Annotated in this window: 16 protein-coding genes and 1 riboswitch; of the genes, 2 read left to right on the top strand and 14 right to left on the bottom strand. The window is 34.6% G+C overall.

All coding sequences use genetic code 11. The features are described from left to right. Window positions 1–441 (top strand): hypothetical protein, encoded by a 441-nt coding sequence (locus CEY12_RS16265; protein WP_089028693.1) that lies wholly within the window; start codon window positions 1–3, stop codon window positions 439–441. 259 nt (window positions 442–700) lie between these two features. Here the strand turns inward: CEY12_RS16265 and CEY12_RS16260 are convergent, their stop codons facing one another. Further along, on the bottom strand, window positions 701–2,194 hold the full coding sequence (locus tag CEY12_RS16260) for a RagB/SusD family nutrient uptake outer membrane protein (protein ID WP_089028692.1): 1,494 nt from the start codon (window positions 2,192–2,194) through the stop codon (window positions 701–703). A gap of 16 nt (window positions 2,195–2,210) precedes the next feature. After that, window positions 2,211–5,126 (bottom strand): SusC/RagA family TonB-linked outer membrane protein, encoded by a 2,916-nt coding sequence (locus tag CEY12_RS16255; RefSeq protein ID WP_089028691.1) that lies wholly within the window; start codon window positions 5,124–5,126, stop codon window positions 2,211–2,213. Window positions 5,127–5,211: 85 nt separating this feature from the next. Then, a riboswitch (SAM riboswitch) is annotated at window positions 5,212–5,308 on the bottom strand. Window positions 5,309–5,551: 243 nt separating this feature from the next. Between CEY12_RS16255 and CEY12_RS16250 the strand changes: the two genes are divergently transcribed. Then, entirely contained in the window at window positions 5,552–5,956 is a 405-nt protein-coding gene (locus CEY12_RS16250; RefSeq protein ID WP_089028690.1) for a type II 3-dehydroquinate dehydratase, read from the top strand. 66 nt (window positions 5,957–6,022) lie between these two features. On the opposite strand, the gene pckA is transcribed toward CEY12_RS16250, so the two are convergent. The 12 genes from pckA to rimP form a co-directional block, all read right to left on the bottom strand. Beyond that, on the bottom strand, window positions 6,023–7,639 hold the full coding sequence (gene pckA, locus CEY12_RS16245; RefSeq protein ID WP_089028689.1) for a phosphoenolpyruvate carboxykinase (ATP): 1,617 nt from the start codon (window positions 7,637–7,639) through the stop codon (window positions 6,023–6,025). Window positions 7,640–7,769: 130 nt separating this feature from the next. Beyond that, entirely contained in the window at window positions 7,770–8,672 is a 903-nt protein-coding gene (locus CEY12_RS16240; protein WP_089028688.1) for a GYDIA family GHMP kinase, read from the bottom strand. 10 nt (window positions 8,673–8,682) lie between these two features. Next, complete coding sequence (gene fabD, locus CEY12_RS16235; RefSeq protein ID WP_089028687.1) at window positions 8,683–9,558, bottom strand: ACP S-malonyltransferase; 876 nt, start codon at window positions 9,556–9,558, stop codon at window positions 8,683–8,685. Window positions 9,559–9,626: 68 nt separating this feature from the next. Continuing rightward, window positions 9,627–11,546, bottom strand: a complete 1,920-nt coding sequence (locus CEY12_RS16230; RefSeq protein WP_089028686.1) for a LysM peptidoglycan-binding domain-containing protein — start codon at window positions 11,544–11,546, stop codon at window positions 9,627–9,629. Window positions 11,547–11,619: 73 nt separating this feature from the next. Next, window positions 11,620–13,206 (bottom strand): bacillithiol biosynthesis cysteine-adding enzyme BshC, encoded by a 1,587-nt coding sequence (gene bshC / locus CEY12_RS16225; RefSeq protein WP_089028685.1) that lies wholly within the window; start codon window positions 13,204–13,206, stop codon window positions 11,620–11,622. Window positions 13,207–13,220: 14 nt separating this feature from the next. After that, on the bottom strand, window positions 13,221–15,158 hold the full coding sequence (locus CEY12_RS16220; protein WP_089028684.1) for a putative porin: 1,938 nt from the start codon (window positions 15,156–15,158) through the stop codon (window positions 13,221–13,223). A gap of 42 nt (window positions 15,159–15,200) precedes the next feature. Beyond that, the gene (locus CEY12_RS16215) at window positions 15,201–15,881 is read right to left on the bottom strand and encodes a hypothetical protein (RefSeq protein ID WP_089028683.1); all 681 of its coding nucleotides are present in this window, start codon (window positions 15,879–15,881) and stop codon (window positions 15,201–15,203) included. A gap of 64 nt (window positions 15,882–15,945) precedes the next feature. Then, on the bottom strand, window positions 15,946–17,376 hold the full coding sequence (locus tag CEY12_RS16210; protein ID WP_089028682.1) for a RagB/SusD family nutrient uptake outer membrane protein: 1,431 nt from the start codon (window positions 17,374–17,376) through the stop codon (window positions 15,946–15,948). A gap of 10 nt (window positions 17,377–17,386) precedes the next feature. After that, window positions 17,387–20,236 (bottom strand): SusC/RagA family TonB-linked outer membrane protein, encoded by a 2,850-nt coding sequence (locus CEY12_RS16205; protein ID WP_089028681.1) that lies wholly within the window; start codon window positions 20,234–20,236, stop codon window positions 17,387–17,389. Window positions 20,237–20,546: 310 nt separating this feature from the next. After that, window positions 20,547–23,528, bottom strand: coding sequence for a translation initiation factor IF-2 (gene infB / locus CEY12_RS16200; RefSeq protein WP_089028680.1), 2,982 nt, complete (start codon window positions 23,526–23,528; stop codon window positions 20,547–20,549). Window positions 23,529–23,607: 79 nt separating this feature from the next. Next, the gene (gene nusA / locus CEY12_RS16195; RefSeq protein WP_089028679.1) at window positions 23,608–24,843 is read right to left on the bottom strand and encodes a transcription termination factor NusA; all 1,236 of its coding nucleotides are present in this window, start codon (window positions 24,841–24,843) and stop codon (window positions 23,608–23,610) included. A 15-nt stretch (window positions 24,844–24,858) separates the two neighbouring features. Then, the gene (gene rimP, locus CEY12_RS16190) at window positions 24,859–25,326 is read right to left on the bottom strand and encodes a ribosome assembly cofactor RimP (protein WP_089028678.1); all 468 of its coding nucleotides are present in this window, start codon (window positions 25,324–25,326) and stop codon (window positions 24,859–24,861) included. Window positions 25,327–25,489 lie beyond the last annotated feature (163 nt).

Here is a 25,489-nt window from a genome sequence, read left to right as displayed (position 1 = left end):
ATGAAGTCAATTATTACAACACTTTTAGTACTATCCTGTATTGCATGTTCTGATAACAAAGATGAATATGTAATTATTAATGATTTTTTGCATTCCAATAATATTAAACTAAAAAATCTATCTACCGAACCATTCTATTTAGAGAAATCTTTAAACTATTTTAAGGAAGAAGAATTTAAAGATTTACATTTTAATATTAAAAGAAATGAAAAATACAAAATAGATACATCGGCAATAAAAAATAAGTTTAAAGACTCAAAGTCTTTTTGCATAACAAAATTATCTAAACCATTAATATCTGAAGACGGAGCAATGGCTATAGTTGGATTAGACAAAGTATGTGGCCTCGAAGAAAATTTAACAATTTATCTTCTACAAAAAGGAAAAAATAAATGGCTACTAAAAACAAGCATTAATGCAACTAAAACAATTTCTCATTAATTGTTTATTTAGGTAACAATTACTTATACTGCCTCATTTTTGAGGCAGTTTTTTATTTATTCTCTATTTATAATAAATATAACCCGGTCTGAAAAAGGATACAGGATCAAACAAATAAAAAAATAACATAAGACAGTAAAGATGTTATACTCATCATCTTTTTCTGCTATAAATTCTTGTTATAATACAAGGAGAGTAAAAAAAATATTAAGCCAAAAATTTAAAAGGGAGTTACTTAAAGCAACTCCCTTTTAAAATCCTATAAATTCGGATTATTCTCCGCCTCCTTCTGTGGAATCGTGAACAAATAGTATCTGCTGTTCGGAGCAAAAGCAGATTGGTCAGGGAAAGAGAAAACAGAATGTCCCCTTCCATTTACCATTTTTACGGTGCCATCCGGAGTTGTAATTTGAACCTTTATTGGTTGTCCGTTAGCATCTGTGTAAGGTTTTCTTACGACAGTACTTTGAGTTCTTATGATATCTGATAATGAAAATCCTTCCCCAAATAATTCTTTTCTTCTTTCAATCAGAACTTCTTTTATCACATCATTTTGTGCTAATGGGCCATTATAAACATTGGCGTGCCTCGCCGATTTTAATTGATTTAAAACTGTTATGGCATTGGTAACATTGCCATTTCTAGCTGCTGCCTCTGCTTCGATTAAATACATTTCAGCCGATCTCATGTACACAATATCTGCAATAAGATTCGCTTTAAATTTAAACTTAGCATATCTCAGAAGTCCTTCCCTTCCCGGAAGCCCATCCCATTGGAATAATTGATATCTGATGTCATTGGTATCAAACAGATCTTTAAAATATGGATCAGCCATAAAACTATAATAAAAACTTCCCGAAGATGAAACATCTAAATAATGAAATGCATAGCTTGCTCCAGATTGCTCTTGTGTCTGACCATGTCCCCATATCCATTCTCCATTTGTAACATCATTGAATCCATCTTTATATTTTTCAGGAGCCATCAAAGGAAAACCTGCTTTTGCAATCTGTGCAGCAGTAACAGCTTTGCTCCATTCACCTGTATTTAAATACGCCCTTGCCAGCAATCCATAAGCAACAGACTTGTCAATTTTATCTTTGTTATTTCGGGTATAGTTATCCAGCAAAAGTCCTGCTTCAGAAAGGTCATTTTTAATTAAAGCATAAATTTCTTCAAGACTTGCTCTCTTTTTTCCCACAGAGTTGGTTGTAGTAGGTTCAGTGTAAATAGGTGCAACCAAAGCATTTTTATCTTTTAAATAACTAAACTGATAAAAACTAGCCAGGTTTAAATAACAAAAAGCACGCAAGGCTTTTGCCTGGCCTTTTACCTGATCTTTTTTGGACTGACTCCCTTCCACTCCATCAATTCGGCTGATCACATTATTCATATTGTTGATTGCCGAATACAATGTACTCCAGAAAAAAAGAGAACGACTTCCTGTATTATTTACCAGATCTGTAAACGCATATGCAGAGCCAAATCCATACTTATTAGTCAAAACCGCGACATCACTTCCCATCGCATCGCTTGTTCTCAACACTGTGGAATAGCCAATATTTGCGTAGGTTGGTCCATCATCATTAAATTTCGCCCATGTTCCATTAACGACAGTTTCAGCACTTTCAGCAGTTTTAAAAACTTCTGCTTCATTTGCCTGATCGGTAGGTGCTGTTTCCAGATCAGTTGTACAACTGCTTAGAGACAGTGCACCGATTAGGATAAGAGATAAATATTTTATTTTTTTCATTGTTTTAATTTTAAGATTAAAGAGTTGCCTGAAGGCCGAAAGTAATTGTTCTCATTGCAGGATACCTGTAATACGTGGTTCCATCAATAGCCTGTTCCGGATCCATTCCTTTATGCTTATAAAAGGTCAGGAGATTTTCTGCCTGTAGGTAAATTCTGAATTTTTTCAATCCAAGCTTTCCAAAATAATCTGATGGCAGCGTATACCCAAGGCTCACACTTTTAACCCTTGCATATGTTCCCGAATATAGAAATCTTGAAGATGTAGATGTCCAGTTATTTGTTTTCGTACTTAGGGCAGGAACATCAGTATTTGGATTTTCCGGAGTCCATCTGTTAAGCATTTCAGCACTCCAGGCTCTTCCCCCGTTGCTTCCGTTAGACATCAACATCGTATAGTCTGTATCAAGGATCTTACCCCCAATGCTGAATGTTACCAGCCCAGAGAAATCAAAGTTCTTATAGGTGATACTTGTCGTAACTCCACCTGAAACTTTCGGTAAAGAAGATCCCTGTAAAGTTTTTGTAGCTTTTGCATATTCAGAAGTCGTTCCTTCTACAGTGTTTCCATTGGCATCCTGATAAATATATTTCCACAAAGGAGCACCATTGCTTGGATCTACACCCATCCATTCAGGAATAAAGAAATCATACACAGAACCTCCTACCTGCAATAATTTAGTTCCTGTAACAATAGGGCCTTTTGGAAGCTTGGTAATTTTATTTTTCAGAGTAGTTAAATTGACGTCAACATCCCATTGGAAGTCATTTGTTTTAACCGGTGTAGTAAATAGTGAAAATTCAAATCCTGTATTTTTTAACTCTCCTATATTTGCAGAATAACCACTGAAACCAAGTGAAGGAGCTAAAGGTCTATCAAATAAAAGGTCTTTGCTTTTACGCTGGAAGTACTCTACATTCCCTTTTATTCTATTTTTAAGTATCGCAAATTCCAACCCTATATTTGAGTTGAGATTGGTTTCCCATTTTAAATCTGGAGTAGGAAGTCTTCTTGCTACCGTACCTCCTTCACCAAGATTATTGTAGAATCCATACAAGCTTTGATAAGCATAATAAGTACTTAGTTTATCATTCCCTTGCCCTCCGTAACTTGCCCGAAGAGTAAGCTGATCAAAGAAATTTAAATCTTTAATAAAGGCTTCATTAGATACTTTCCATGATCCTCCGACAGACCAAAAGGTTCCCCATCTGTTTTCACGTGAGAATCTTGAAGACCCATCAGCCCTTACAGACCCGGAAATGAAATAGGTATTTTTAAAATCATATTCTACTTTACCTAAAAAACTCAATAAACCTAGTTTGTCGCTATTTCCACTAAAGCCCCCCAGTAAAGCAGCGGCATCCGGCTCATAATAGTAAGGCAAAGAAAACTGACTTCTGTTTCCAGATATGGTCTGATACTCATAATGATAAAATTCCTGTCCCCCTAAAATATTAAAATGATGCTGGTTGAATTTTTTATCATAGGTCAAAATATTACTTGTGGTATATGATAAGGTTCTTGAATTTGTTTTTGTCACTGAGCCCCCTGTTTCCCTCCCTTCTCCTAATAAAGCATTAGAATAATAATGTCCATTATAGTTTACAAGGTCTATGGAGAAACTTGATTTAAACTTCAGTTCAGGTAAGAAGGTAAAATCCAAATATCCCTTCCCTGAAAAGTTATCTTCCCTGTTTTCGTTCTTATCTAACGGTAAAGTTGCAGCTGCATTTTGATTTTGCAAAGCAGCTGTTGGTCTGTATTTTCCAAAATCATAAATATAGTTCCCATTGGCATCAAGATGATAGCTTCCATCTGGGTTTCGCTCATAATAAGGATAAAAAGAAGGAATTACCCTCGCTGCATTAATAATATTATCTGTTCTTGAGTCCGAAGAAGGCGGAGCTTCCTGAAGACTGTTTGTGTAGCTTAAATTAGCACCAATGGTCAACCATTTTTTGACTTCATTATTAATTTTCAATCGGGTACTGTACTTTTTGAAACCAGAACCTATAGCAATTCCTTTATCATCCAGATAACCCAGGGAAAAGAAGTAATTTCCTTTCTCATTTCCTCCACTAAAATCCAGATCTACCTGGTTTCTGGAAGCAACCCTTTGAAGAATATCTCTCCAGTCGTCATTCCATAAAGCTTTTGCTCCCGGTAAAAGCTTTCCGTCAGTTCCAACAGGGTTGACATAATTTTGTCCATACGGATTAATTCCCAACTCGTTCACCAAATTGTTGGTTGCCATCTGGGCAGCCTGTTGAGAAGATATCTGACTGGATCTATATCCATTCCTTAAAGCCTCCCAATACAGTTGAAAGTACTGATCTGTATTTACCTGCTCATAATCTTTTACGGCCCGCCCTGAAAACCCCTGACTGATATTAAAATTCACACGCGGTTCTCCTTTTTTTCCGGATTTTGTAGTAACGATGATTACCCCATTGGCTCCTCTTGATCCGTACAAAGAGCTGGCTGTAGCATCTTTTAAAACGCTGATAGATTCAATATCATTAGGACTGATAGAATTAATATTTCCATCAAAAGGAATTCCATCTACCACAAATAAAGGATTACTTGATGCACTGATTGATCCAATCCCTCTGATACGGATGGTTGCCGTAGCTCCGGGTTGTCCGGAAGCGCTTACTGCCCGGAGACCTGCGACCTGGCCTTCTAATGCTTTTGTAATGTTAGTGACGGGTCTGTTATTGATTTTTTCACTTGAGATCGTCGCGACAGAACCTGTGTAACTCGTTCTTTTAGCCTTCCCGTAAGCTACTACTACAACTTCGTCAATATCTTTCTCGCGAAGTGTATCTTTTTTTTGTTTTAATTCCTGCCCATTAATACTTATTATTCCCAAGAAGAATAAAGCGCTTGGTGGAATCAAAACTTTTGCATTAAATAATTTTTTACTATTCATAATCAATTTTGTTTATCAAATATATTAAAAAAAATCACCCTTCGTTGAAATACAGCAAAGGGCATCAATACATTTGACAACCTATTGCTTATCTTTCCTAAAAAGGCTGAATGTAACACCTTGCCCCAGGCAGGTTGTTAAGACTTCACAGGGTCAGTTCCCTCCATCTTTCTTTATAAGCCGATCGAAATATGGATGCAAATCTAAAAACAAATAGTCCACAAAACAAGTAGACTATTCGAAATTTTTGTTTTAATTTTAGAAAAATTAACTTAATTTTTACATAAAAAGCATATAAACAAAGCCTTACAAAAAACATTAGATCATAAAACATGAGAAATATCATTGAAAGAAATGAAGTAGTCGCAGTTTAAATAAAGGGAGAAATTTAACAGCTAATCAAAAAAACTTTTTAATTTTATGTCATGAAAATTTTAATTGTAAACGGCCCAAATCTTAATTTGTTAGGCACAAGAGAGCCTGAAATTTATGGCACCATTTCAATGGAGGAGTATTTAGAAAAATTAAAGTCGGAATTTCCTTCTTATAAATTAAGCTATTACCAGTCTAATATTGAAGGGGAGCTGATCAATAGACTTCAGAAAGACGATTTTGATGCTGTAATAATTAACCCAGGGGCTTTTACCCACTATTCTTATGCAATAGCTGATTGTTTAAAAAATATCCAGAAGCCAAAAATTGAAGTACATATCAGCAATATTTATAAAAGAGAAGAATTTCGTCAAAAATCTGTAACCGCAGCCTATACCGATGCCATATTATCGGGCTTTGGTTTACAGGGATACAGATTAGCATTATTGAGTTTTTAATTTCACTCAAATTAAAAATATAAAGAAAAAAAAGCCTCATCAGTGATGAGGCTTTTAATTTTATGCTTATATCGTCTGTCCTTGTAGTTGAGGTCCTGAAGCAATAAGCTTCTTTCCCTCCTCAGTATTACAATACTGTTCAAAGTTTTTGATATATCTTGAAGCCAGATCTTTCGCTTTTTCCTCCCATTCAGAAGCATTATCATATGTATTTCTCGGATCCAGAATACCTTCAGAAACATTAGGCAATGCTGTTGGAATTTCCAAGTTCATAATTGGGATCTGAGTTTTAGGAGCACTTTCTATAGATCCATCAATGATTGCATCAATAATGGCTCTTGTATCTTTTAGAGAGATTCTCTTCCCTGTACCATTCCATCCTGTATTTACTAAATACGCTTTTGCTCCATGTTCTTTCATTTTACCAATCAATGTTTTAGAGTACATTGTAGGGTGTAATGTTAAGAATGCCTCACCAAAAGCCGGCGAGAAAGATGGTTCTGGAGAAGTAATTCCTCTTTCAGTACCTGCTAATTTGGAAGTATACCCACACAGGAAGTGATACTGCGCCTGATTTTCATCCAAAATAGAAACCGGAGGCAATACCCCGAATGCATCAGCAGAAAGATAAACGATCTTTTTAGCATGTCCCGCTTTAGAAGGCAAAACAATCTTATTAATATGATATATAGGATAAGAAACTCTAGTATTTTCAGTGATAGAATTATCAGTATAATCGGAAACGCCATTGTTTACCACAACATTTTCAAGTAAAGCATCTCTTTTGATCGCTCTGAAGATATCCGGTTCTTTTTCTTCTGATAAATCAATTACTTTAGCGTAACATCCCCCTTCATAATTGAATACTCCGTTATTATCCCAGCCATGCTCATCATCTCCAATAAGATATCTTTTTGGATCTGCAGATAAAGTTGTTTTACCAGTTCCTGAAAGGCCAAAGAATAAAGCAACATCTCCTTCTTCACCTACGTTTGCAGAACAGTGCATAGATGCCATACCTTTCAATGGAAGGTAATAGTTCATCATCGCAAACATTCCTTTTTTCATTTCTCCTCCGTACCAAGTACCACCAATGATCTGTAGTTTCTCAGTAAGATTAAACATAACAAAGTTTTCGGAGTGTAACCCCTGAGCTTCCCAATTTGGGTTAGTTGTTTTAGAACCGTTCACGACAGTGAAATCAGGCTCTCCAAAGTTTTCCAACTCATAATGAGATGGGCGGATGAACATATTAGTAACGAAATGCGCCTGCCATGCAACTTCTACAATGAATCTTACTTTAAGTCTTGTATCCGCATTTGTTCCACAAAATGCATCTACTACATAAATTTTCTTAGAAGAAGAAAGTTGGTCTAGCACTAATCCTTTACAAGACTGGAAGATTTCTGCAGTAGTTGGTAAATTTACCTTACCATCCCAGAAAATTGTGTCTCTTGTAACATCATCCTGAACAATATATCTGTCTTTAGGAGAACGGCCAGTAAAAATTCCTGTTTTTACTGATACTGCACCAGATTCCGTAAGTTCAGCTCTCTCAAAACCCTGATTTTCAGGAGAAACTTCTGCTTGATATAATTCCTCATAAGAAGGATTATATATTAATTCATAGTCTCCTTTAATCCCTAATTTTTGCAAATCCTGGATGATTTTAGCGTGTTTCATTTTACTTATATTTTCTATTTCTTTTTTTAGTCCAACAAAATTAAATATTAATTTATTGTTACAGGTGGTTAAATATAATGATATAAGTCAGAATGACAAAGAAAAATACAGAACGGCAAACACGTATATATCAGCTAATTATGCCGTCCCATTCAAAAATAGCAGTAAAACCTTTTCCCCGAAAATAGTCCTTAAAGCCTCGAAATTTGGTACTCATTACAAAATCTCCGCCCCAGGCGCCAAGACTTTTTACAAAAACCGGACAATCATCAAAGTACTTTTCTTTAACCGTGGGAATATTCAGAAATTGAGAAATCTTCTCTTCATGTATAAGCATGAGCTGTGAAAATATATCCAATTCGGAGCATAACAAAACCTGATTGGTAAGGGATGAAAAATATTCAACCAGTTCCGGAGATTTCATCATAGATTTATAAAGATTGATTCCCTCTCTACTGTCCTGTTTTTTATTTAAATGAATAAAAATCAATTCATTTTTAAACACAGGATCAAAAATTACCTTTTTGTATTGTATTTGAGGTTTGTTCTGATATAAAACTGCAGACTTTTCTTTAGCAACGGCAATATCATAACCACTTCCTCCCAAACTGAGGGTATTTAATTGAAAAGGATCTATATCAGCCCATACTGAAAGATTATTCATTAATGTAGAACTGCTGCCTAATCCAAAGTCAGGGGGGAACTGAAGATTGGTTTTTAAGAAATAAGAATTGTCACCCAGAAATTTCTTATCAGAAAGGTGCTGAACATTTTTTAAAGTTTTTACAAGAAATTCAGCACTAGAAGGGATATTGGTTTCTACAATCTCCCATGTACTATAATCTATGGTAACTTTTAACCAGAGTTTATTTTGATGGTAAGCCTCCCAAAAAACAAATGACTGTCCATCTTTTATCTCCTCAAAGAAAAACTCTTGTCCTAGCTTGGTTGGTACCGCCAGAACAAGAGCTCCATCTATTGCGAAATATTCTGAAGTAAGCATTAGCTTTCCTGGTGAAAATATCTCGCCCATTTTATTTTAATTAAATTGCAGAGGCAACGTCTACAGAATTGTCAATTTTTTTGATCAACCCTTGCAGCGTTTTTCCAGGGCCAACCTCTACGAAGTTAGACGCCCCATCTTTAATCATGTTTTGAACAGATTGTGTCCACTTTACCGGACCCGTTAACTGAGCAATTAAATTTTGTTTTATTTCGTCAGGATTGGTAACTGCTGTTGTTGTAATATTCTGATAAACAGGAATCGTTGCTTTTCTGAATTTAGTCTGCTCAATAGCGGCAGCTAGTCTCTCCTGTGCAGGTTGCATCAGTGGAGAATGGAAAGCTCCGTTTACAGGCAACAATAAAGCTCTTTTAGCTCCTGCTTCTTTTAATTTCACACAAGCTTCTTCTACTGCCGCAGTTTCACCTGAAATTACCAATTGTCCTGGACAATTATAGTTTGCCGGAACAACAATTCCATTGATCTGGGCACAAATTTCTTCAACTTTAGCATCTTCTAAACCTAAAATTGCAGCCATTGAACTTGGATTAATGTCACAAGCTTCCTGCATTGCTTTCGCACGCTCAGAAACCAATTTAAGACCATCATCAAAAGACAATACGCCATTAGCAACCAATGCAGAAAATTCACCTAATGAATGCCCGGCTACCATTTCGGCACCCAGACCATTTACTGCTTTAAGAGCAGCTACTGAATGTATAAAAATAGAAGGTTGAGTAACCTCAGTTTTCTTGAGGTCTTCGTCTGTCCCGTTAAACATCAGGGATAAAATATCGAACCCTAAAATTTCATTGGCAGATTCCATCAAATCCTTTATGTCTTTTCGAGAATCGTATAATTCTTTTCCCATCCCAACGAATTGAGAACCCTGCCCAGGAAATACAAGTGCTTTCATCTAATAATTTAAAATATTATGCAAATATAAACATAATGTTAAGATTATCTTTCATTCAATCGAGTTCTCTAAGGAACTAATCGGATTACACGATACCCTGTATTCACATAAGCTCCATTAGCTTTGGACTTTACAAACTCAAATTTAGTCGCAAGCTGTGTTTGAACTTTATTCATTTGCTTAAAAATCTCTCCTTTTTTATTCTCTCTGGTTAGCATATCATTTACAACATCAAAACCAATGATTGCATATCGAGGAGGAGTTTTGCAATATTTACTTTTATAAGCAGCTAAAATTTCTTTTTCAAAACTTCCGTCTGTATTAATCTTTCTGTCCATTAAATAAACAAGATTAGCCTGGCTTAAATCATCCACCTTCTTCTCAAAACTTGGAACATAGTACATACTGAAAGCCTTCATTCCCTGTACTTCTTTTGATAGAGCAATGACTCTGTTTGAAAAAGCATCACCTGTACTGTCGTTATCACTTGCTAAAATAGCAATCACAGGTGCAGACTGCCCTGTCATCATATTTTGATCTGCCTTAATTTCAGAAGGAGAACTTACAATTGTTATATTCGGATTCTTAACTGCTTTTTCAAGACCAGCTTTAATATAATTTGCATTTTCTTTTTTACCATCAGCAACGATATAGATCTTCTGATCTGAATATACTGTCTTTACTTCATCTACAATTTTATCAGCATAGGTCTGATCATTTGTTTCAATGATCACCAGATTACTATAGTTATATAATTCCGGAGAATTAGCAAATGGTGCTACAATAGGAATTTTCTGAGTTTTAGTAAAATCTAAAACATCAATAACGTTAGACTTAAAGAATGGACCGATAATTAAATCAGTATTATTAGGATTGATCTGAGTTAATGAATTTCTAAATGACGCTTCATTTCCTGAATCCACAATTTTAACATCTAATTTCTGACCCCCTCTGGCATTTCTTTCGATCGCTAATTTCGCTCCAGTCAGAAAATCCATTGCCATTGTACGATATTGGGTTTCGTTGGTACTATATCCAAAAGGAAGCATTAGCACAACACTTAGCGCATCTCCACTTTTCTTTATATATGCAGGATCTAATTTTTTGATTTTTAAAACCATTCCGGTTTTTAATCCATGAGACAGATCGGGATTTAATGCGATCAATTCATCAATGGAAACCCCATATTTATTCACAATTGAGAAAACAGTGTCACCCTGCTGAACAGTGTAAGTCACATATTCATCTGCTAGTTCTGTATTTGTATTGGATGAACCAGTAGAAGACTTTTCGTTTCCGGAATCAATTTTAGTTTTAGAATTAACAGGTTCTGCAACCGTATTCGTAGCATTGCTATTTGATTTCTTAACTTTAATCACCTCACCAGGTTTCAATCCTTTTTCCTCCAAACCAGGATTTAAAGCATATAGTTCCTGCTGGCTGATTCCAAACTGCTTTGTAATTCTGTAATAATTATCCTTTGATTGAATCGTATAGCTATTTTCATCTGCTACTGCATTTACTGCAGGAACACTCACAACAGTTTCTGCTGGCTTAGAAACCACTACCGGCTGTTGATTACCTCCATACTTTTTAATACTTTCATAAGGTAATGTAATCTCATCACCAATTTTCATATGGGTATCTAACTCAGGGTTCAGCTTCCTCAAATCAGTCTCAGAAATACGGTATTGCTTTGTAATCCCATAAATAGTCTGTTTGGGCTGTAAAACAATTTTACCAACCTGAGAAGTAGCTTGAGAAGATGGCTTAGCCTTTTCTATAACAGCAGCCTTATTAACAGAAGCTGTAGTTCCTTTCTCAGTCTTAACCGTGAGAACGTCACCAATTGTCAGCTTACCATCTTTAAATTTTGGATTTAGTTTCAACAGTTCATCCACAGTCATACCATATTTCTTGGCAATATTATAAGGATTATCTCCTTTAACTACGGTATGTGATTGTTGAGCAGAAATACTCAAAACCATACATAAACTGGATAGAATAAAAACCTTTTTATCATAGTAGATAATTATAATTTACAAAAATACTTCTTTAAAATTAAATGGCAACAATTATTAATTTTGATTCTTGAACCACCATTTCTTCTAAACAAGTTTCAAGCCATGAATATCCATAATCAGCAAAAAAGACACTAAAATTATAAACCCTTTCCTGCCATGTCTTAGAAGGGTGTACCTCTAAAAATAAATTTTCCAGCCTTTCAAGCAATTCGCTTTGTTTTATTTTCTCAGCATGAAGAAGTCTTTTCTTCAACCGTTTAAAAGATTTAAGCTGTCTCACTTCTTCAGCCTTAACCATATTCCCAAAAGACTTCTCTGTTGTTTCTGCACGGTTTTTTAGTTGTGAGAAGCTGCTGACCAAAAAATCTTCTTTTTCTTCAAGTAATTTGAGAATAGTATTATCCTCTAAAATTTTACTGTTTGTGATGGTAGTAAAGTTTTGGAAAAAATCTTCTATTTTAAGATCAAGTCTGCCTATTTTCTTTATAATCTTCTCTTGTAAGAACAACATTGAATTCCTTGGAATGAGAATAGGAAACGGAATGTTTACTCTTTCAAAATAATCTTTTAATTCAAGCCAATACATAATTTCAGCATTGCCCCCAATATAAGCCAGATTTGGCAATACTTTTTCCTGATAAACAGGACGCATTAAAGCATTCGGACTGAAGTTCTCAGGTGTATTTTCCAATTCGTTTACAATCTCTTCTTTTGTAAAATGAATAGGAGTGTCAACAATTCTATATCCGTCTCCTTCCAGATCTATTCGATCTCTTGTCTCTGAAAGATAAAACAAATTAATTTCCCTGGGATTTACCTGAACCTTTCCATATTTCTGTGTAAGAAAATTTACTTTTTCTTTAGAGATATTGTACAAACTGGAATTAAGGATCTCGTCTTTAAAAATATCTTTTATCTGATTTTTCAATGCTTTGGAATCCCCATCAATGATCAGTAGTCCAAAATCAGAGAAAAGTCTGTTCACTAAAATCTTAATAGCCTCTGTAAGAGTATTCCCAACTTTGTATGCTTCTTTAAGCATTAAAATAAGTTCGGTCCCAAAAACAGAATCTTTAAATTCTTTTTCAAATTCAGAAATAAAAAATGTATCGCTTACCTGAATCCTTCCAACTGGCCCACCAGACTTTTCATTAATTTCGTAATAATTATTTTCTGTTTTAAAATGATTGATTTCAGCAAAATCATGATCCTCTGAAGCCATCCAATATACAGGAACAAAATTAAAATCAGGAAAATTAACCTTTAAATAAGAACACGTTTTAATGGTCTGTAAAATTTTATAAACAAAAAAAACAGGTCCTGAAAACAAATTCAACTGATGTCCTGTTGTAATTGTAAAAGTGTAAGAAAGCTTTAAGTTTTCTAAATTCTCCTTCTGTTTTGTTGAAAGTTGGAGATTCGAATGTTGCCGTTCAAGCTCATTAAAAAGCTCATTCCTCTGTTCTTGGGTAAAAGATTGCTGTTTTAAATGGATCTGTTTTCCAAAATGATCTAAGGAAAATGTAGATTCTTCAAAACCCTCAATTTTTTGATCTAAAAAATCTTTTATTAATTGAGGGATATTTTCTATATCATTAAATGATATTTTATTGATTGTTTTCAACTGTGATTAAGCTTTTAGTTGAACAAATACCAAACAATTCCAAGGTTTAATCTAAAGTCATAAACCGGATAATGTGGAAATGCATAGGCTTTATTAGGTGATATAACAGTACCAATCTGTTGTCCCTCTACAAAAAAGAACATCTTTTTCACTTTCATATTAATATAAATATCTGCGATGGGTTGGCCTCCAATTGAAAATGAATCAGCTCTTGGCAAAATATATTCGTTAAGTATCGGAAAGTACTCTCTCGAAGCAAACTTTGAAAAATAATAAACTTTTAAACCAGCCTGAATTTCTGCAGCATTTTTAAATGCTTTCGTTTGATAGAAAAAATTAGCTCTTCCTATAAAGCCTGGCATTGGGTATAAATCTTTATTCGTCAATGCGTTTTGAAATTGCACTCTGGTATTCAAATGATATTTACCAAAACTGAATGTAGCGTCTCCTCCTATTTGAGAGATATTCAATGGACTTTGACTTTGTCTTGGTTTAGAAGTAGCATCGAAATAGGTATAGTTGTCGATTCTGAAATAATTAACAAACAATTCTGTTTTAAACCATTTTAGATTAATATTCCCACCAATCTCAGTGATAGATTGATTTTTCACATCCTGAAGAACATAATTAAAATTATTATACACTGAGGTATTCAAGAGATAATTAAAGGAAGGATAAACACTTTGAAAATTCACTCTTGCATTAACAAAATAATCTTTGACAGGTTCAAATTTAATATTGTTCGTCGTTTTTAAATACGTTCCAAATTGACTACCATTTGAAAATTCCAAAAATGAATTAAGTTGGATCTTATTTAAAAGTTTAACCTGTAAATTTCCCACTGCTCCAATTCTGCTTTCCTTCATCTCGGCCGGAATCTGCAGATTAGGCAAAGTAGCTTCGGTTGCCCCAAATTTCAACATCTGATAACGTACCCCAGCATCAAGTTTGAATTTTTCGTTATCCCAAACCAAACTAACTGTATTGCTTAAATTATTTGAATATTTCTTTGTTGAAAGAGGAAAACCATTAACAAGTTCTGTAGGTAAATTATACCAATATCCTTCTGGAGTGTTTTGGGTATAATAATATTTATTTCCCTGATTAAAAATGGTATGTCTGATCCTAAAAGGAAACTTCTCGGAATTAAAAGGAGAAAATTGATGGCTTAAATAATACCGCCTATATCCAAACTGTGAACTTGAAGTGGCGAGATTCACTTCCGCATTCAGTCTGTTACTGAAATCACTGTTTCCACTTTGAAAAAGATCATCAGCTACAATACCGCCGTTCTCCTGATTATTCACATTCTGATGCAGATAATGGGCAAACAATTCATAATTCCCACTTTTACTGATATAATGTCCGGAAAACAAAGTATTATTATTCGCTGCCAGTGAATTCCTATAAAGACCCTGCGACCGAAGTCCCATATACTCTAACGCAAAGTTAAACCGTTTCCCAATATTTTGGGTATACGTAGATTTTAGAACTGCCCCATTCTTTATGGAATTATGATATACAAAAGTCGCTGTTGGTGTTTTTACATCATAATATTTTACATCACTTATCCCAATGATCCCATAAGATTTATTGGATGGTAACAATGATAAATTCTGTTCTGAATTCACTTCATAAGAAAGAGGGTTAAATCCAGAACCTACATTAGGAAACTGAACTCTTCCAAAATTATCTTTATTATTATATTGTGAGAAGATGTATGTTTTTTCATAAGTCATTACCGTATCAAATATCTTCTTTTCAGAAAATTGGGTCTGATACAAATAATCATTAATAGTAGGTTTAAATATTTTTAGGGAATCCTTCTTTCCAGAGTCAATAACCAGTGTATCCGCCAGTTTTTTTTCAAGCTTGTTAGAATCTGTTTTATTAACAACCTGTGCATTAGAAAGAAAACCAAAGAAGATAAGTATAAGAAACAAGTATTTCATTCGCTAATTTTGAAATACAAAAGTACACGTTTTTTTAATAAATTAATGCTGATTTATAAACTCAACTAACTTTACAAGATCTTGCTCCTTATTAAAATTAATTTTGTTTGATTTTGCAAAAGTTTCCAGCTCTTTTTTATCTATAGCAAAAACTTCCGCAGCTTCTGAAACATTCTTAGGAAACTTAAAATATTTTTTGTCTTTTGAAATCAAGTATAGATCTTTGTCTTTGGCATAATAGTCATTGGCATCTGTAGTAAAACCATTATTACTTTTTGTCCCCGCTAAGAGTTCCATTTTTTCTCTTTTATATAATGAAAATTTGGAATTATCAACGAGAAGCAACAGATAACCTGATCTCGTCTTACCATCATAAAAGTAAGTAAGTGATTGGTACGTTTTTTTAAGTCCAGGAAATTCAATTTTGAGGCCATTTGATTTATTTGCATAATATAATTCTTCTCCCATCTTAAACTCCATTTCATCCTGATAAGCGTTATATCGAAGGTCTTGAACATTCTTACTATAATCTTGTATATTTACCTTATCAAATTGATCTCCGTTTACATATGGTGACCCCTCAGTCCGATGATCTTCTTTATTCACTTTTATAGGTTTACTATAAAATCCATTTGGTGTAGTTACTACATTTAGAATGTCACTGTCTTGGGAATAGAGACTTTGTCCCAATAATCCCAATATGATAAAAAATATTTTCTTCATAATATTTAGTTGTAAGAATAAAAAGCCGCTTTACAGCGGCTTTTTATTTATTGATTATATATTATTAATTACCAAATCCAGGATTAGGTGTTACCAATGTTCCAGGAACATTGATTTCAGCTCTAGGAATAGGGAATGTTAACAATTGGTTTCCTACATTTCGAACAGTACCAGCCGCACCACTTGCACTTCTCTGAGTAATAGGTTGGTTTCTTCTAAGTAGATCCCAATATCCAAATCCTTCTCCAACAAGCTCTTTCTTTCTTTCCGTATATACATCATTTAATGTAAGTGTAGTAGCATCTGGTAAAGATCCACCTACAGCAGCTGTACCACGCTTAGACTGAATTGCATTAAAATAAGTTAATGCAACAGTAGAAGACCCTCCATTAAGTTCAGCTTCAGCCCCGTTTAATAATATCTCCTCATATCTAATAACATGAATATTATCAAAACTATTTACATACTTACCATTAAGAACATTTGCTGTTGTAACAACAGACCCTCTAATATCAGTTGGAAGATATGAAGTTCTTAATGCTGGTAAAACTTTCATGTTTCCATAACCAGCAGGAGCAAGGTTTAATTTATTAGCAACAGATGTCGTTCCTAAGTCATTAGTTGAACCTACAGCAATTTCAAAAATTGAATTTGGAGCAGAGTTTGCTTTTGAAAAACTACCAGAGAAATCTGCAGCAGGGACAACAGAATATTTGTTTGCAGCAACAATATCAGCTACCAAAGTTCTAACCTTTGCAAAATCACCTTTATATAAATAATATTTAGACATTAAAGCCTTTACTGTATATTGGTTAATCTCCGTTCTGATTGTATGTACAGATGAAGTTGGTGCTCCCATCAAAGAAAGTGCTTTATCAAAGTCTGCCTCAATTTGAGCTCTTGTTTCTGCAACTGTAGAACGTGCTTGCTTAGCTGTAGGATCATAAACTGTAGGAATAACAACACCAGTAGTTCCTCCTGCATATTCCTGACCAAACAATCTCAACAGATCAAATAAAGCTAAAGCTCTAGCAGCATAAGACTGACCCTTTAAATAATTAGCTCTGGCCTGAATTACCACCGGATCCTGAGATGATTTCCATGTTAATTGTCCTGAAGGCACATTATTAATAACAATATTTGCTTTTGATATAACCTGATACATATTCTGATAAGCTCCAGAAGAATAAGAATCACCTGCAGTCATTGAGTACGATGCTACCGTCTGATAATAACCAGCTCCGTTAGCAAAATCAGAATACATATTATCACTTCTAGCTTCTCCAATCATCAAGAAGTCACATCCATAATAAGAAGCATTTCTCATTGAAACATACTGTCCCTTAACAAAAGAATCTAATTCTTCGATAGTGTTTAAAGGTCCTTGCTGAACCTGCTGATAGAACTCAGTCTCGATGAAATCATCACTACATGAAGTTAATGCTGCAGTCGATAAAACTGTTAGCATTCCATATTTTAAAATATACTTTTTCATTTCTTACTAATTAAAATTGAATATTGAACCCTAATGAATATGTTTTTTGAACTGGTAAATTAAGGTTATTAGTTGAATTTAAGTTGTTTTCCGGATCGAATCGTAAACTCTTATCATATCTATATGTCCAGATATTGTTTCCTTGAACATATACTTCAAACCCTTGAAGACCTGTACCTCTTAACATTTTAGCATCGAATTTGTAACCAACTCGAATATTACTTAATCTCAAATAATCTGTTTTAGACAAAAATCTGGTTGAAGATCTATTGGAGTTTGTTGCATTACCATATATCGGTTTTGGATTAGCTGCATTAGTATTTGTAGGAGTCCAAAAATCCAATGCATCTGTAGATCCAGGGTATGAGTAAGTATACTGACCATCAGACTGCGAATAAGAGGCCCAGTCATTTAAAACTTTACCTCCAAATCCAAACGTCCCCAACGCAGATAATGTAAAGTTTTTGTAGTTTACATTAAGATTTACACCACCAAATACATTTGAATATGATCTACCTTGTACCGCAAGAGCAGCTTCAGCATATTTATTGGTAGTCTCTCCATCTTGACCATTTTTATACCATAGAGGATCTCCATTCTTCGGGTCTACACCAGCCCATTTTCTAAGATAGAAAGTTCCAATCCCCTCTCCTTCTCTAAGAATTGTTGAACCAGTAATAACATCCTGTCCTCCATATAATGAAGTAATTTTATTCTCTAAAGTACTTAAGTTACCACCAATGCTTAAACTGAAATCTTCTTTTCTAATAACATCATAGTTAACTGTAAATTCAAAACCTTTGTTTACTAATGATCCAACGTTAACGTCCATAAATGGATATGTTAAAGTACTTTCAGAAGGAATTGGTAACCCTTGAGACATTTGCAAAGGAACACTAAATACTAAATCTTCAGTTTTCTTGTTATAATATTCCGCAGTAACTGTAAGTCTATTCTTAAAGAATCCCATATCAAGACCTAAACTTAAAGGTTTTACAGTTTCCCATTGTAAGTTCGGGTTATAAACATATTTCATTGATGCAGCAGGTACATCATTATAATTACTAGTGTAATCATATAGAGAATACGGAGTACTGCTAATTGTATTACCTACTTTACCATATGATCCTCTTAATTTAAATTGAGAAATAACATCTAGCTCTTTAACAAATTGTAATCTAGCTAAGTCAACTCCAACTCCTACTGAATAAAAAGTTCCCCATTTTTGACCAGGGGTAAAGTTTGATAGTGCATCTCTTCTAACTGACCCATCAACTAAAATTAATTTATCATAATCATAATTGAATACTGCCGCATAACCATTTCTAGAACTAATAGATCTATCTCCTCTAGCATATGTTGGTTTGATAAAGTTACTCAATGTTTCCAGAAATGGAGAACCTACATTCACTCCTTCTCCAGCAACATATCTCATATTTCTTTGATAAGCTTCCTGAATAGCAGAGATGTTGAATCTGTTTTTCTCTCCTATTGTAAAGTTATAATTCACAATATTCTGTAAGTTCCAGTTAAAATATCTCGTTGTAGATTCTGCTTTTCTACCATTTACCTGGTATCCATCACCATGAATTGGATTTCTATAGATATCATTTTCTACATTATTCAATTCAGCTCCAAGAACTATTTTATATGTTAAATTTTTCAAGATTTGATATTCTCCATTAACATTTCCAAAAATTCTTGCTGTAGAAGCTCTGAAGTAATTATTTTCCTGTGTGTAACCAGAATTAAATAAGTTATTACTTAATCTACCATTAGTTCCAAGATAATAAGAACCATCAGGGTTATAACCCGGATCAGTAGGTCTTGCAAATAATTCAAATAATATTGGATTCGCAAATCCACCACCATTTGGTAAAGTGTTAATCCTACTATATGAAAGTTGAATATCAGTTCCTATTTTAAATTTTTCCGTAGCTTTAATATCCACTTTTGAAGTAAAGCCCATACGTTTGAAATCAGATCCTTTCAACTCGCTTTCCTGAAGGAAATAGTTTGCGGAATTATAATAAGTTATTTTATCATTTCCACCGCTAATAGATGCATTTACTGCATTTTGATAACCACTTCTACTAGTTACATCTCTCCAGTTTGTATTATTTGGAGTTGTAAATATGTTTTTCCCAACTGCTCCATATAACCCTGCCTGCATATCACTAATAACCTGCTCAGGTGATACACCATCAGAGTTTGAAAATGCGTGAGATAATAAGTATCTGTATTGCTCTGTATTTAATCCTCTCATCCCCTCGATAGCACGAGAGTTGGTTCCAGATTCAAAATTTAATGAAATTTTTGGTCTTCCTTTTTTACCAGATTTTGTAGTAATAACGATAACCCCAGCTCCAGCATCAGCACCATATACTGCTGTTGAAGCAGCATCTTTAAGAACCGTTACACTTTCAATATCATCGCTGTTCAAGTTAGCCAAAATGTTAGCCGTAGTAGCACCCGTGGTAAGGTCACCACTTTGCACTCTAACTCCGTCAACCACATAAATTGGGTTTACCCCACCATTAACTGAAGCTATCCCTCTTACACGAACTGATGCAAAACCTCCAGGCTGTCCTGAAGCATTACCAGTTTGAACCCCGGAAACTCTACCTTGAAGCATTTTATCAACCGACGCAACCGGAACATCCTTTATTGCATCTCCCTTCATAGTCCCTACCGCTCCAGTTAATTCCTTCACTGTCTTCTTCTGCCCAAACCCTACCATAACAACTTCTTCAATCTCTTGTTCTTTTGTTGCAGTATCCTTTTTGGTTGTCTGAGCAATCACAGCTTGTCCTGTAAAAAACAAAACACCAGCTGTTAATACACGTAATTTCACATTCATATTAACAAATTTTAATATATTTAAGGGAGCAAATATGTTAATAAATATTAACACTTACAAGTTTTTAACCAAGTGATAATTAAAGCATTTATATTCAATTACGATTTATAAATTACTAATATGAATAAATTTTAACAAAAAATAATATTTCACATTTCAATAAAACAAATTATCCATCCGCCAAAATATCTTTAACAGACTTTTATCATTTATTTAAATATTATTTAGAATCATTATAAATTAACTTTTTTTTAACAAACACAAAAAAAACCACTTTTTTCAAAGTGGTTTTATATATCATAAAAGTGAATTATTTCAACTTTTTCTTAACGGCAACTTCTTCATATACTTCAAGAATGTCACCAATTTCAATATCGTTATAACCTTTTAAATTCAATCCACATTCGTAACCTTTTGTCACCTCTCTCACATCATCTTTAAAACGTTTTAAACTCTCAAGCTCGCCATCGAATTTAACGATACCATCTCTTAAAACTCTTACTTTTGCACTTCTCGTAACTTTTCCTGAAAGAACCATACATCCTGCAATTGTTCCAACCTTAGAAATTTTAAATACTTCTCTGATCTCAACATTACCGATTACTTGCTCCTTAATTTCAGGAGAAAGCATACCTTCCATCGCTTCTTTAACCTCATCAATAGCAGCATAGATTACAGAATAAGTTCTGATTTCAATTTCTTCTTTATCTGCTAATTCTTTGGCATTACCACCCGCTCTAACATTAAATCCAATGATAATAGCATCAGAAGCAGTAGCAAGGTTAACATCAGATTCAGTGATCTGACCAACTCCTTTGTGTAAGATATTTACGCTGATTTCTTCAGTTGATAATCTTTGTAACTGATCTGATAATGCTTCCACAGAACCGTCCACGTCACCTTTTAAGATAATATTCAATTCTTTAAATTCACCTAACGCAATTCGTCTTCCAAGCTCTTCAAGTGTAGTGTGCTTCTTAGTTCTGATTGAAAGTTCTCTTTGAAGTTGCTCTCTCTTATTTGCGATCGTTTTAGCTTCACTTTCATCTGCATATACTTTAAATTTATCCCCTGCTGTAGGAGCTCCATCTAAACCTAAGATCGTAACCGGAATTGAAGGCCCCGCTTCTTTAAGGTTTCTTCCTCTTTCATCAAGCATTGCTTTTACTTTACCATGATTTTTTCCGGCAAGTACATAATCACCTACTCTTAAGGTTCCTGTTTGCACCAACATGGTAGCTACATATCCTCTTCCTTTATCCAACGAAGCTTCAATTACAACACCTTGAGCATTTCTATCAGGATTAGCTTTCAAGTCAAGCATTTCAGCCTGAAGTAATACTTTTTCCAATAGGACATCCATATTATTACCAAACTTCGCTGAAATCTCCTGAGCCTGAACATTTCCACCCCATTCTTCTACTAAGATGTTCATACCAGAAAGCTGTTGACGAATATTATCCGGATTCGCCGACGGTCTATCAACTTTATTTAATGCAATAATCATCGGTACACCAGCAGCCTGAGCGTGAGAGATAGCTTCTCTCGTCTGAGGCATTACATCATCGTCTGCAGCAATTACAATAATTGCAATATCCGTGATTTGAGCACCTCTAGCTCTCATCGCTGTAAACGCCTCGTGACCTGGAGTATCTAAGAATGTTATTCTCTGTCCGTTTTCTAATTTTACATTGTAAGCTCCAATGTGCTGTGTAATACCTCCTGATTCACCAGCAATAACATTCGTTTTTCTAATGTAGTCAAGTAGAGATGTTTTACCATGGTCAACGTGACCCATTACAGTTACAATTGGTGCTCTTGGAGAAAGATCCTCCTCTGTATCCATATCCTCTTCAGATTCCGTCTCTTCCAGATCCGCATCAGAAAATTCAATTTTATATCCAAATTCATCAGCCACCAATAATAGAGTATCGGCTTCAAGTCTTTGGTTCATTGTTACCATTACCCCTAGGGAGAAACAAGCAGAAATAACTTCTGTCGGTGACACGTTCATCAAACTCGCCAATTCTCCTACCGTGATAAATTCGGTAACCTTTAATGTTCTATCTTGTGCGTCAATCTCTTGCTGACGCTCATCCTGCTCTCTACGATAAGTTCTCTTATCTTTTCTGTGTTTGGCAGATTTAGATTTACCACCTTTGTTTGTTAATTTCTCAAGGGTTTCTTTGATCTGGTTCTTAACTTGCTCGTCAGTTAATTCAACTGGCATAGTTCTTTGCCCAGGTCTGTTGTTATTGCCACCAGGACCTTTTTTGAATCCACCTCCCTGACCCGCAGGACGATTCCCTTGATTATTGTTATTAAAAGGACGGTTTCCTCCTTGCCCACCTTGTCCTTGAGGACGGTTTCCCTGACCTCCCTGACCTTGCGGACGGTTTCCACCTGGTCCACCTTGTCCTTGCGGACGGTTTCCTTGACCACCTCCTTGTTGGTTATTATTTCCGCCACCTTGCTGGTTGTTCCCTGTATTCTGTTGATTAGGGCCGCCTGGCTTTTCAATTCTTTTTCTTTTCTTTTTCGCTCCCGAATTTGGTTTTGGTGCAAACTGAGTCAAATCAATTTTTTCACCAACAATTTTAGGACCGTCTAATTTTTGATAAACCGTCTCAATTTTCTGAGGTTCTTGGGGCTGTTCATCATTTTTTACAGGTTCTTCTTTCACCTCAGCAATTGGTTTAGTTTCAGTTTCAACAACTGGTTTCGGAGTTTCTTTCACAACTTCAATTGGTTTTTCTTCCACTTTTTTCTCCTCCACTTTTGGTTTATCTTTTTTTACTGGTCTATTTCTTGTCTCGATTTGTGACAAATCGATTTTGTCCAGAACTTTAAATTCCTGTTTTTCAGGAGTCACCTTAACTTCAGGTTCCACTTCCGTTACTTTTTCTTCCTTAGCTTCTTCAACAGGAGGAGTTACAGGAACAACAGGAGCCTCAGGAGCTTCTTCAGCCTCAGGTTTTTTAGAATCCAAATCTATCTTACCTAAAATTTTAGTTTCTGGTTTATTAGCTTTAGCTCTTATTACTTCAGGGGTTTTCTTCTCCTCAATTTCCAGTTTTTCTTCCGGAACCTTGATGATCACCACCTCATGGGAAGCTTTACGTTGTTCACCATCCTTGGCAAACTCAGCCTCCAATGCAGAATATGCCGCTTCTTCTAATTGAGCGTTAGGATTGTTTTCAACCTCGAAATCCTTTGACTGTAAAAATTCTACTAATCTGGACATCGAAATGTTGAATTCCTTAACCGCTTTATTTAATCTTATTTTTGGCATTTATATTATTTACTGTTTTTTTTAATTTCTAAAATTAAAGTATTTCCTTTCTACTTTTTATTAAAATTTATTTAAAATTTTAATCTTCAAATTCTTCTCTTAGGATGCGTTTTACATCTTCAATGGTTTCTTCTTCTAAGTCAACCATATTTAAAAGACTCTCAGTATCTTTATCTAACACTGATTTCGCAGTAGTAAGACCTACTTTCTTAAATTCATCTAAAATCCATTGTTCGATATCGTCATTAAACTCTCTCAATTCAACATCGTCATCCTCACTAGACTCTCTATACACATCAATTTCATATCCTGACAACCATGAAGCTAATCTAATATTCTGACCTTGTTTTCCGATCACTTTAGAGATTTCTTCTACAGGGGTATAAACCAATGCATAGTTACTATTCTCATTGATGTCAATTTTATTGATTGTCACATTTCCTAATGCTCTTTTCACTAAAATCTCAGGATTTTTAGACCACTGAATAACATCTATGTTTTCATTCTTCAATTCTCTTACAACTCCATGAATTCTGGATCCTTTAACACCCACACAAGCACCAACAGGATCAATTCTATCATCATAAGCATCTACTGCAATTTTTGCTTTCTCTCCAGGAATTCTAACAACCTTTTTCAACATGATTGTTCCATCCTGAATTTCAGGAATTTCCAGTTCTAGTAATTTTTCTAAGAACTTTGGAGCTGTTCTGGAAATGATAATCTGCGGCTTAGAACCTTTAAAGTCAACTGTCTCAACAATAGCTCTAATATTTTCACCCTTCTTAAAGAAGTCAGATGGAATCTGATTTTCTTTTGGTAAAATAAATTCGTTACCTTCATCATCCAGCAAAATTACATGTTTGTGACGAATATGGTGGATTTCTCCAACTACAATCTCTCCAATCCTATCTCTGAACTGCTCATACAACATTGCATTATTGTGCTCCTGCAGTTTTGTAGCAAGTATCTGCTTCAAAGTTAAGATATTTCTTCTTCCCAGTTGTGCAACAGGAATCTCCATAGTAAAGTCTTCACCTACTTCAAAAGTCGGGTCGATTTTTTTTGCCTCAGAAATTTCAATCTCCAAATCATCATCTTCCGACATTTCGTCCTCAACAATCGTTTTATTTAAAAATATCTGAAAATCTCCTTTATCGGGGTTCACAATCACATCAAAATGATCATCTGAATCAAATCTTTTTCTCAAAAGAGTTTTCAGTGAATCCTCAATAATTGCCATAAGATCAATCTTACTGATCCCCTTTTCGTCTTTAAAATCACCAAAGGATTCAATCAACGCTATATTATCCATTTATTTTTTTTCTTTTTAAAATTTAATTACTACTAATGCTTTTTTAATCTCAGAATAAGGAATTTCTTTTTCCTCTTCCACATCTACTTTACCTTTTCCAATATCTTTTGGCTTTCGGTAACGCAAAACAAGCGTGATCTTCTCTTCGTCTACTTTTGACAATTCACCTTCTATTTTTGAAGAGTCCTCAAGTAAAATTTCAATTTCTCTTCCTATATTTTTCTTAAATTGTCTCGGAGTCGATAATGGTTCGCTTAATCCTGCAGACATTACCTGAAGACTAAAATCATGCTCTTCACGATCCATATTGAATTCTATTGCGCGGCTTGCATCAAGGCAATCCTGCAATGAAACTCCATTATCACCATCTAAAATCACTGTAATATCATCCCCTGCAGAAATCTTCAGATCTGTAAGAAACAAATCTTTTCTGGTTTCAAGAAACTCATTTAATAATTCTTCAATTCTCTTTCTAAACTCCATAATTTTATGCTTGATTTACAGTACGAAAAAAGGCTTTCTTCCGAAGCCTTCTCATTTTTTTCCGTAAATCCACTGCAAATATAAGATATTTTTTCTAAAAAAGCAAAATCATCTTATTATCAGATAAATAAGTAACATTAAATTTAACAAGGTATTGAGAGTA

Origin of the sequence: Chryseobacterium sp. T16E-39 (genome assembly GCF_002216065.1) — a bacterium.
In the GTDB taxonomy this organism is placed as follows: Bacteria; Bacteroidota; Bacteroidia; order Flavobacteriales; family Weeksellaceae; genus Chryseobacterium.
Note: the sequence above shows the minus strand (reverse complement) of the source record. Positions and strands in the feature narration are given on the sequence as shown.